Below are 3,373 nucleotides of genomic sequence, written 5' to 3' on the forward strand. Positions count from 1 at the left end.
CCCCCCCCCCCCCCCCCCCCCCCCCCCGCAGGGCACCACACGCTGCGCACAACGACGAAGCGCCGGGCCTCGGAGGAGGACCGGCGCTTCGTAGTGAATCAGATCACTCGCGCGGAGCGGTGACCGAGATCAGCGCTGCCGTGTTGTTCTGCATGGACTTCTTCACGGAGATCACCGTTCCGAAGCCGACGCCCGCGTCAGCGGGGTTGCCAGTACCGAGAGTGGTGAAGCCGAGGTCGAGCCCGTAGACGCCTGTGGCCGGAGTGCCATCGGGGTTCACCACACGGGTGGTGTACGGCGCATCGCCCACGGACGGGACGACAACCGACGCGTCACGCATGCGGTTGTAGAGCTGGCCGTCGCGAAGCTCAAGACCAGCCACCCAGCCCTTGTCATCGGTGAAGGTGCTCACCGCCGGCAACGGACCGAAGTCGGTGCACGCCTCGTTGTAGTCGGCATCCACCAGGCAGTCACGCAGCGGGTACGTGGCCTGCAGGCCGAACGCGGCGTTCGACGACTGGGCGCGGCTGGAGATGTTCTTCAGCAGGGACGGGTCGAGCGCAGCCTCAGCTCCCGTGCGCCGCAGCGGATCGAAGTGGCTGTCCACAAGGAGCAGACCACCCTTCGCACCGTAGCTCGGCAGCGCGGTGAGGTTCGCCGTGACCTGGTTGGAGCTGCCGTAAGTGGTGTCGCGGTACCAGACCAGCGCACCGGGGGCGTTGTAGGCGACCTTCTCCACCTTCCACGCGTCATCGCTGTACACGGTGGTGTATCCGTACTTCAGGCCCTCGTCGAAACCGTCGAGGTTGCGCCACTCCACCAGGTAGTACTGCGCCTTGATCTGGGTTCCGCTGTCACGCGTCCATCCGGCACCGGTGGTGTCGGTGAACGTACCGTCAGCGGCAGTCCAGCCGTTGTCACCCGACTCCACGTCGTCGCCCCACAGGGTGGTTCCGCCAGCAGTCAGCGAGAAGTCGTCGGAGAACCATCCGCGATCCATGTACGCAGCATCGGTCGCGTAGCGCAGACGAACCTGGATGTTCTGCCCGGCGAAAGCCGACAGGTCGATGTTGTCGTGACGCCAGCCGTCGGTCGTGCCCGTGAGGCCGTACTTCTTACCTCCGAAGTCAGCCATCCGGCCGTTCGGGTCCGAGTATCCGTCGTCGGTGGAGACGAGGTTTCCCGCGTCGTCATAGACCTTCTGCTCCGCCCAGGTGTTACCGCCATCGGTGGAGACTTCCACGAAGCCGTAGTCCCAGTCCTCCTCGATGATGAAGTTGTTCCACATCGAAAACGTGGCTCCGGCGGGAACACTGTCAATCGCGCGGGTGAGCGTCGCGTCAGCCCACGCCTGGTCGGCGTTGGAGTACCACATCTCGGAACCGCTGTGCGGCTCGGCGAGGACGATCTGCTTGTCCGGCAGGTTCACCTTGATGCCATCCTTCGTCCCCTTGGCGGGGCGCGATGTCTGGCCGACCTTGATGGTCTTGGTGCCATCACCCGGGTTGACCTCCTCAAGGTCTACCCAGCCGAGCACCCACTTGTCCCAGATGCCCATGTGGGTCGGCATCGACTGGAAGATCGGGCCGGAGTGGGAACCCGAGCTCATGAGATCCCAGAAGTCGATGTCCGAGTTGCCCGCGTTCGACGTGTCGTACAGGTCCGGCAGACCGAGGTCGTGACCGTACTCGTGGGCGAACACGCCCACACCGGAGTTCTCCGGCTGAACGATGTAGTTCTGGATCTTCAGGTCGGTGCCGGGAATCGGCGCGCCACCGGCGACATCGGACGAGTGCGCCCAGATGGCGTAGGTGCCCTCGGCGCCACCACCACCGGATTTGTCCTCACCCGCGTGGACGAGCACGACGTGGTCGATGATGCCGTCGGGTTCGTTCACGTTGCCGTCACCATCGACGTCGCCCTGGTCCTCGATGTCGTAGTCGGCCCACGGGAAGTCCGGGCTCTGCTCGGCCAGCGCGGCCACGGCGTCGATCGGCAGCTGGCCCGGTCCCAGTGGGTTGTCGGGGTGACCCTGCATGTCCTGCATGGGGCCGGCCTCATACGCGCCCGTCTCGGGGTTCAGGTGACACACCGTGGCGCCGTAGTAGCCCTCGGAGTGCGGCACCTTCACCCAGGCCGTGGCCTCACCCGTCAAGGTGTACGCGCCGCGCGACATCTCCTCGTACATGTTCTTCATCGTGTAGCCGGAGATGTCGAACCCCGGCTTGCCGTCGGGCCCGGTGAGGTCGGTACGGACACGATCCGTGATCCCGGTGCTGGAGAAGAGCATCTTGTTGAAGTGCTCACTCGAGAAGTCCGGCACCCACATGGTGTTGTTGTCGGGGTGCGACGCATCCGCCGGGTTCGGGATGCCGTTGTGGAGAGTGGGACCCTGCACGTCGCCGGGCTTGCAGTCCGTCGCGCCGAAGCTCGTGGGCACCTGCAGATCGGAGAAGTCCTCCGTTCCGTCGAACTCCACCAGGATCGTGAGCAGTTTGGCCTGCTGCGTCGTCTTCGACTGCTTCAGGTTCTTGGGGCTCTTGCCGGTCTTCACCGCCTGAGCCTCGGTCGCCGCCAGCTGGCGCGCGGCCACCGGGTTGCCCTGCGCGTGCTTCTGGTCGTTCTCCTTCGCCCGTTCGATCGCAGAGGCGCTCACGGCACCGCGGACGTTACCCGTCTGGTCGGCGACGACGTGGTCATCCGACGTGTCGAAGGCACCTTCCACGCGGGGCTCGACGTAGTTGATGTAGTGGTCATCGAAACCGGAGCCGGTGACCGCGGCAGAGCCGGTGGCATTCGACGCGGGCGCCGGGCTATCCCCCTGCGCCGCGTGGGCCGGCACCGCTCCGAACGCCGCCATACCGGCGACAGTCAGAGCGAACGTCGACGCCGTTGCCGCGACACGTCGTCGTGTGCGGGCCGTCTGTTCAGACATTGCTTCTCCCTTCAGGCACCGCCGCGAAGGTCTCACGGCGGCACGGGTGTGGCGCGCCGATCAGGCGCGCAGAAACAACAAATACCGCTGGAACCCTGTGCCTGAAAATAGGGGTCGCTGAAAATGAAAGGACCCTAACGTTGGCGTGGGTCGTACATACGTGGCCGGGTGCCGCTTCCGGGTCAGCAGAAAACAAGGAACCCGTCTCCGAGAGGCGCGAACAAGCGTTCGACGACGATCTCCGAAACGGGTGTGTGGTGTTGGGGGAATGACGAAAGCCCTGACCAGCGATGGTCAGGGCTTTCGTGTTAAAAGAAGTCCGGCGGTGTCCTACTCTCCCACAGGGTCCCCCCTGCAGTACCATCGGCGCTGAGAGGCTTAGCTTCTGGGTTCGGAATGTGACCAGGCGTTTCCCTCTCGCTATGGCCGCCGAAACAC

At 65.0% G+C, this 3,373-nt stretch carries 1 protein-coding gene and 1 rRNA gene; both read right to left on the minus strand.

Annotated features, from left to right (window positions below):
• Positions 1 to 103: 103 nt before the first annotated feature.
• Positions 104 to 2,935 carry an immune inhibitor A domain-containing protein gene (locus LQ566_RS17385; protein ID WP_231093051.1) on the minus strand — a complete coding sequence of 944 codons (2,832 nt, stop codon included), beginning with the start codon at positions 2,933 to 2,935 and terminating at the stop codon, positions 104 to 106.
• A gap of 317 nt (positions 2,936 to 3,252) precedes the next feature.
• Positions 3,253 to 3,369 (minus strand): 5S ribosomal RNA (rrf, locus tag LQ566_RS17390).
• Positions 3,370 to 3,373 lie beyond the last annotated feature (4 nt).

Source organism: Microbacterium nymphoidis (genome assembly GCF_021044885.1).
In the GTDB taxonomy this organism is placed as follows: domain Bacteria; phylum Actinomycetota; class Actinomycetes; order Actinomycetales; family Microbacteriaceae; genus Microbacterium; species Microbacterium nymphoidis.